This window comes from Gemmatimonadota bacterium (genome assembly GCA_026706345.1).
Taxonomy (GTDB): Bacteria; JAAXHH01; JAAXHH01; order JAAXHH01; family JAAXHH01; genus JAAXHH01.
Genome location: JAPOYX010000116.1, coordinates 1 through 7509 on the forward strand (window position 1 = coordinate 1; position 7509 = coordinate 7509).

Here is a 7509-nt window from a genome sequence, read left to right on the forward strand (position 1 = left end):
TCGTGGCCGGCGCAGAAGGCGCGGCCGGCGGCGCGGATGACGACGACGCGCACCGCGCTGTCCTTCGCGGCGCTCTCCAGCGCGGTCTTGAGCGCATCCAGCAGGTCTTCCGACAGGGCGTTGTAGACGCGCGGCCGGTTGAGCGTGAGCGTGAGAACGCCGCGTTCCGACAGGTCCGGCAGCAGCACCGGTTCGTTCGGGGCGGCGGAGGCTGGGGATTTCGACGGTTCGGTCATGGCCCGGACCCCCCTCGTCCTTATCGATTCCCTCCGCCGGACTCATAGACTGATAGCAAGAACATGAAAAGCCGACGCCATGCCGCAATCGCGATGGCGCGCGGCGCGGCCGCGGGCGGACCGCATGCGCTCCGGTGCTGCCGGCGCCAGGTCCGGGTGGCGCTGCGGGGCATGGACAAGCGGCGCAATAGGCGGTGAAATCCGCTCCGCAGTCATTGAGGAGGCGAAACGTGAAGAAGCCCGGCCCCGATCATCCCATTAGTGTCGAGCCCGCCGCGGAAACGGTGACGGTCGTCTTCAACGGCAAGACGGTCGCCCGGTCGTCGCAGGCGCTGAAGATGCAGGAGGCGCGCTATGCGCCCGTCTACTATATACCGCTCGCCGATGTGGACCGGGCGGTCATGGCGAAGACCGCGCACCGGACATACTGCCCCTACAAGGGCCATGCCAGCTATTACACGGTGACGGTCGGCATCGAGAGCGCGGAGAATGCGGTCTGGGCCTACGAGGAGCCCTTCGAGGCCGTCGCCGCCATCGCCGGTCACGTCGCCTTCTACGCCGACCGGGTGGATTCTCTGACCGTCGGCTGATCGCCGGCTGATTGTCGACTGATTGCCGGCTGGCCGGGGCAGCCCCGCCGCGTCGGCGCATAATCCCGCCGCCGTTGACGCCAAATATCCCGTAATATATAGTAGCTTGACGGTTACTTTATTTGAATCGTTCTAAATTATTTGCCGACGCAGACCGGTCGGCAAGACACCGATTGAATTCATTCGTATTGGAGGAATTGCAAAACGGGGGGGCAGGTCATGGCGGAACCGGCAAGAAAGCTGAACGGTAACGATCACTATCAAATAATTGCCGAAGAGTATCGCTCTCCAACCAAGAAAATTCGTCCCGAGTATTTTGTCATCGATGCCGACCGGCATATCATCGAACCGCCGGAGGCCTTTAACAAATATCTCGACAAGAAGTATTCCGACGCCGCGGTGCAGGAAGTGCGGGACAATTTCGGCGCGACCCGGCTGATGATCGAAGGCCGATTGTACCAGAAACCGAGGGGGCTCGGCAGCGGCCGGCCCGAGGGCACCTCCGATCACCGCCCGCGTGGGGTTTCCCTGAGCTATCGGGATGCCTGCGAACATGTCTACGCCAACCGGGACGAAGACATGGACCGCACGGGGATCGACGTCGCCCTGTGGATCCCGACGATGGGCGTGTTCCTGCCCGACGTCCTCGACTGGGACCTGCAATACGCATACATGCGCAGCTACAACGACTGGATCGCCAACGACTGGGCAATCGGCAAACGCCACCTGTGGTGCGCCTCGATTCCCCTGGATCCCGTCAATGCCGTGGCGGAAATCAAGCGGGTCGCGGAGATGGGGGCGAACGGGATCGCGCTGCGCCCCAACGTGATGCAGGACGTGCACTGGTGGGAGCCGGAATGGGATCCGGTCTGGGAGGCCATGGTGGACGCCGGATTGCCCGTGGTGTTCCACGAAGGGACCGGCACATACCACGCATCCTACAGCACCGAATACAAGTTCAAGCACTACTGGTTGACCCACACGGTCTCGCACCCGTGCGAAATGGCCACCGGCCTGGTCGGGATCATCGGCATGGGCGTCCTCGCGCGTCATCCCGGACTGAGAGCCCTTCTGTGCGAGGGCGGCGCGACATGGGTGCCGTTCTTCCTCGGACGGCTGGACGATCATTTCGAAGACCGGCCGGGAGAGAATATTTATATCGACAGGTTGCCCTCGGAGTATTTCAGGCAACAGTGCTGTATCTGTACGTTCGAGCCCCAGGAACCGCTCCTCAAGGAGACGATGGAGTGGCTGAACGGCAGGAATATGGCGTGCACGAGCGACTATCCCCACTGGGATTCGAGCGGTGTCAGCGGCGTCGAACAATATCTCAAATACTATCCGGATTTCGACGAAGAAACCCGGAACCGGTTCTTTTCTCACAACGCAATCGACGTTCTGGGAAACCTTTAGAAATGAGGCACGCCCGAGACACGAAGAGGTAACGACTCACCGAAAGTTCGAACTGTACCTGAAACTATTGCGCTGGGAGGAAACGCAATGAGTACGACAGCATACATCCGCAAAACGACCGGTATGGTTGCGATAGGACTCGCGTTGTCGGTCGCGGCATCCGGCTCATGGGCCGCAGAGAAATTCCCCAACAGGCCGATCGACATCATCGCCAACTACGGCCCCGGCGGCGGCGCCGATCAATTCGTCAGGGCCCTGGCGCCGTTGTTGTCGAGAGAGCTCGGCGTGAAGGTCCAGCCGTCGAACGTCACGGGCGCCCAGGGCAATGCCGGCGTTCATGCGGTCGCAACGGCGAAGCCCGACGGTTACACCATCGGTTCGATCACCGCGTTTTCCGTCGCCTCGTGGCTGCAGGGCTACGGCAAGCTCCGGGCCAAGGACATGTCGTTCATCGGCCTCGGCCAGGTCACCGATTCCATGCTCTTCGTTCCGTACAAGAGCAAGTTCAAGAACTTCAAGGAAATCCTGGCATTCGTCAAAGCCAACCCGGGCAAGATGAAGCTTGCACTCGGCGCCAGTTTCGGCGGTCCCGACGATCTCACCCTGAAGTATCTCGCGACCAAGGGCTACAAATGGAAGCCGATTCCCTACGAGCTTCCGGCCGAACGGTATGCGGCGCCCTTGGGCGGCCATGTCGACATCATGTATGAGGAACCCGGCGACGTGCGGCAGTTCATCGACGCCAAGCAGATCCGGCCCGTGGTCGTGTTTTCCCCGGAGCAAAACCCGTACTATCCCGACGTTCCGAAGATCACGGACTTCGGCTTCGATATGTATCTGAAAAACTACCGGGCGATCATCACGGCCAAGGACGTTCCCGCGGATCGCCAGAAAATCCTGAGCGAAGCGCTGGGCCGGGCGTTCACCTCACCCGAATTCAAGAAGTTCTGCGATCGGACCGCGACGTGTACGGCGCCCCGGAATCCCCAGGATACAAGGGCGTTCATCGAGAACTACTACGGCACGATGAAGAAGTACTCCAAGCAGTTCGGAATTCCGACCAAGGAGTAGGACCGGACAACAGCCTGCGACATACGTCCGGGACCGGTGTGTGAAGTCCGCTTTGAGCCCCCCCTTCCGTTCGGCGGAAGGGGGGGTTCGGCTGCGTTGAGGGATTAGATTGGTCCAAATCAGTTCAGTATGGAAACAGCTCGGCGTTCCGTTGCTCGTGATGGGCGCCGGGTGCCTTGTCTTTTTCGCCCTGTTCACCGACGTGCATTTCGATGCCGACAGGCCCCATAACCCGGTGACCTGGCCGTCGATGATGACGATGGCGCTCATGGCCGTTGCCGGAGTCATGCTTCTCTGGAACCTGCGCAACCTGTGGAAGGAACGCAGGAATTCGCCCGGCCAACAGGCGACCGCCGGAACGGCGCCGCCGGCGTCCGACGAGATCATCGGCGAGGACGTCGTCGCAATCGTCGCTAGCGAGGGAGTGGAGGCAGGAGAGCACGACAACAGGAAGATGGTATTGGGATTCCTGGGAATTGTCGGATACGGCGTTGCCACCACATACCTCGGGTTCGCTTTCGCAACCTTCCTGGTGATTCTTTACTGGCTCGTGATCAGCGGGCAGCGCCGGGTCTTGCCGATCCTGCTTACCGGCGTGGTCGCGACTTTGGTATTCTTGTTCGTATTTCTCAAAATGGCCTACATGCCATTGCCCAAGGGTGTCGGTGTCTTTCACGACCTGACAATCGGGCTCTACCGCACATTGGGATTGTTTTAGCATCGCCGCGAAATGACGAACGGCTCGGGATAAGGCACGGCGATGGACATCATTCCGAATTTGATTGCCGGAATGGGCAACCTCTTTCAGGTCACCAATTTTGCATTTCTTCTGGTGGGGTCGTTTATCGGTATCGTCGCGGGGGCCATGCCCGGCATTGCCTTCGTCAACGCCATGGCATTGGGCCTGCCTTTCGCCTATTTCATGACCCCTGTTTCGGCAATGCTGTTTTTGACCGGCATTTATGTCGGCGGCATATTCGGCGGTTCCATTTCGTCGGTTCTTTTGAACATACCGGGTTCGCCCGGGTCATTGCCGGCGACGTGGGACGGCTATCCGATGACCAAGCAGGGGCGCTCGGCGAAAGCCCTCGGCATCGCCATCACCTGTTCGGCCATCGGCGGCATGGTCAGCGCGCTGCTGATGATTTTCTTCGCGCCGCCGTTCGCCCAGTTCGCCCTGACATTCGATCAGCCGGAGTTCTTTGCCGCGACCTTCCTCGGGCTCGTCACGGTGATATCCATCGCCAAGGGCAATATGCTTCCGGCGCTGCTGTCGCTTTTCGCCGGCCTCATCATCGCGACGATCGGAATCGATTACTTTTACGCTATGCCGCGTCTGACCTTCGGCTGGGAGGTCCTGGACAGCAGGGTCAGCTTCGTCGTGGCGATGATCGGAATGTTTGCGGTCGGTGAAGTTCTGTTTACGCTCACCCAGCACCTGAAAATCGGTCATCGCAACCTGGACAGGCACACCCAGCTCCCGTCTCTCAAAGAATTGTGGAAGCTGAAGGGCACGATCGCACGGGGCTCCGGTCTGGGGTGCATGATCGGCGTCATTCCCGGCGCCGGCGGTCTGGTCGGGGCGATCATCGCCTACGGCGTGGAGAAGCAGGTTTCGCCGCGAGGGGACCAATTCGGCACCGGCGTGGAAGAAGGGCTGGCGGCGCCGGAAACGGCCAAGAACGCGACCACGGGCGCGGCGACCATTCCCATGCTGACCTTGGGGATCCCCGGAAGCGCGGCAACCGCGATCATGATGGCGGCCCTCATGCTGAAGGGCGTGAATCCCGGCCCAATCCTGTTCGTGAGCGGCAAGGAACTGGTCTACACGGTCTTTGCCGGTTACCTGGTCGCCAATCTCCTGATCGTGGTCATGGGGCTGCCGATTGCGCGCGGCTTCTCGCTCATCATGAAGGTGCCGCCGGCAATACTCTATTCCATGATTATCGTTCTGGCGGTGATCGGCGCGTTTGCCGTGCGCAACAACATCGCGGACGTCTATATCTGCCTGTTCTTCGGGGTCCTGAGCTACTTCATGAAGCGGTTCAACATTCCCACGACGCCTATGGTCCTGGGCATAATTCTGGGGCCGTTGGCCGAGCGGTTTTACCTGACGTCCCTGGCGAGCTACGACACCGCACTGATCTTTTTCACCCGCCCGAAGAGCGGCGTAATCATGGCGCTCGCAATCGCATTCCTGCTGTGGTCCCTGTGGCCATCCATCATGCAGCTCGGCCGGACAATCAGAAATCGTATCGGCGGCCCGGCCTGACCGGGAGTACAAAAGACAGTCCGGAGTTTTCAGGAAATGTCTTCCGTTTTCTGTTTCGGTATCACGAGTAACTCTTCAACCCGCTTTTTCTCAATAACGTGCCGGAGCAGGATTTTGTCGATATCCGCACGGCTGGCGTAGCGATAGCGCACTTCCTCCGGCAGAATCATCATCATGGGGCCGACCTCGCAATAAAGATCGAGACAGCCGGCCGAATGAACCCGCACATGCTCGAGGTTCAGCTCCCTGACCCGGGCGATCAGGTAATCGCGAAGGTCGGCCGAGCCGTTGAGGCCGCACGACCGGCGCGCATCCGGGCTGCGCTGAAACGTGCAGCAGAAAATCTGGCAGCGATAGTCTCCCGGATAATAGGGCTTCGGATCGTCGTCTATCGTTGTTTCGGCCCTTGGACCCTTCATCGCGGCCCATCCGTATCCGTCGCAATTTTCAGGAGACCGCTCTGCATGGAGCGCCATTCCCCTGTCGCCAGCGCGCCGGTCCGCTCACCACGCACAATTCAGGTGGAAGGGTAGCGGCGGCGCTTCGTACAGGTCTTCCGGCGGCAAACCGACGTAGCGAAGGTCGTCTTCGGTGATCGCCGGCATGGTCGGCTGCATGCCGTCATAGAACGTGGTATTGACGAGCATGCGGCTACAGCCGGCGCAGTAGGTATCGACGCCGTATTTCTCGGTAATCGATTTCAGGTTGGAATAAATGTAGATCATTTCGCGAATGCTGGGCGGCATTTGGCCTTCCAGCGCCGTGCCCTTTAGCGGCACAAACACGAAAATAGTCGGAATTACCCCCATGGACGCCAGATGCTCGATGCCATCGACCGTTCTTTGCGCCGGCTCCAATCCTGCAAGCAGATTGGCGTTCGCCCGTCCCATGCCGAAATTCTCGACAATATGCTTGATCATCTTGTCATACTGATCGTGCCCCGGGACGCCGTCTTCGATGTCTTTAACCTTGCCGGGGCACAATTTGTTGAACAGTTGCGGATCGAAGATTTCGTAGTTGTACCCCACCATGTCGGCGCCGGCTTCGAACAGCATGTCGGCGTATTTTTCTTCTCTGGGCGGGGCGATCGTAAGGCGCAGCCAGTTGTCCGGAAACGCGTCCTTGATCGGCCTCAAAAACTTCGCGTGCACCTTCGCGCCCCTGTCCGGTCCGGCCGTCGTGCCGCCGGCAAACACCGGGCCGTGCCGGAAGCCGGGGTGTTTACGGGCTTCTTCCAGGGTTTCCAGGAAATCGTCGATGCGTTTGGGATACGGATCCCGACCGGATTCCAGGTTCTCGTCGATCCCGCAAAACCGGCACTCGGTGCCTTCGAACTCCTTGAGGAAATGACCGAAGTAAACGCATTGCGGGAAGATCGTGGAGCCTCCGAAGTCGCCCGCATGAGGCATGATCGACCGCATGGAATGGCCGTTCGAGGTCTTCTTGTCGTAATAGCCGGGAGTCGCCGGCAGGGTGCAATTCATCAATCGTTCCGGTTCGGCGTCCTCCTCCATGCAAATCCAGCGGCCGTCTTCTTTCAACCGGGCTGGCTTCTTGCCGATGAAAAACTGACCGTCGCCATCGACCTCCAATGTGAAGGGCGTGCCTTCCTCGAAATGCTCGTTCACGGCAGCGCCGTGCGGCAGGCCGACATAGACCTTTCCCGGTGTCAGGATGATGTCGAGGGCGTGTTTTCCGACTGCGCCGACGGCATGATCGATCTTGAGGGATTTTCCGATTTCCTCGCTGGCAGCCGGTGAAATACGCAAGCCCTGGCTGAGCAGCTCAAGTTTCAAAATGACCGGGTGGTACAGCACGCCAATCTGCTGCGGTACCAAGTCTGCCCGCCGTAAAATCCTATTCATGACTAATAAATCCCGATCCGAAGAAAATAGGGATTACGTACTATAATGTAGTTTCGGGCAAT

At 59.6% G+C, this 7509-nt stretch carries 8 protein-coding genes; 5 read left to right on the forward strand and 3 right to left on the reverse strand.

Features of this window, described 5'->3' with window-relative positions; all coding sequences use genetic code 11:
• The coding region (locus OXG98_07925; protein ID MCY3771931.1) for an enoyl-CoA hydratase/isomerase family protein at positions 1–236 on the reverse strand (236 nt) is incomplete at its 3' end.
• 230 nt (positions 237–466) lie between these two features.
• Between OXG98_07925 and OXG98_07930 the strand changes: the two genes are divergently transcribed.
• The 5 genes from OXG98_07930 (at position 467) to OXG98_07950 (ending at position 5582) form a co-directional block, all read left to right on the forward strand.
• On the forward strand, positions 467–826 hold the full coding sequence (locus tag OXG98_07930) for a DUF427 domain-containing protein (GenBank protein ID MCY3771932.1): 360 nt from the start codon (positions 467–469) through the stop codon (positions 824–826).
• A gap of 219 nt (positions 827–1045) precedes the next feature.
• Positions 1046–2239, forward strand: coding sequence for an amidohydrolase family protein (locus OXG98_07935; GenBank protein ID MCY3771933.1), 1194 nt, complete (start codon positions 1046–1048; stop codon positions 2237–2239).
• A gap of 87 nt (positions 2240–2326) precedes the next feature.
• Entirely contained in the window at positions 2327–3310 is a 984-nt protein-coding gene (locus OXG98_07940) for a tripartite tricarboxylate transporter substrate binding protein (protein ID MCY3771934.1), read from the forward strand.
• Between the two features lie 109 nt (positions 3311–3419).
• Entirely contained in the window at positions 3420–4028 is a 609-nt protein-coding gene (locus OXG98_07945; protein ID MCY3771935.1) for a tripartite tricarboxylate transporter TctB family protein, read from the forward strand.
• A 42-nt stretch (positions 4029–4070) separates the two neighbouring features.
• On the forward strand, positions 4071–5582 hold the full coding sequence (locus OXG98_07950; GenBank protein MCY3771936.1) for a tripartite tricarboxylate transporter permease: 1512 nt from the start codon (positions 4071–4073) through the stop codon (positions 5580–5582).
• A gap of 29 nt (positions 5583–5611) precedes the next feature.
• Here the strand turns inward: OXG98_07950 and OXG98_07955 are convergent, their stop codons facing one another.
• Complete coding sequence (locus OXG98_07955) at positions 5612–6001, reverse strand: (2Fe-2S) ferredoxin domain-containing protein (protein ID MCY3771937.1); 390 nt, start codon at positions 5999–6001, stop codon at positions 5612–5614.
• Positions 6002–6085: 84 nt separating this feature from the next.
• A complete protein-coding gene (locus tag OXG98_07960; protein MCY3771938.1) occupies positions 6086–7447 on the reverse strand; it encodes a radical SAM protein in 1362 nt (453 codons plus the stop codon).
• Positions 7448–7509 lie beyond the last annotated feature (62 nt).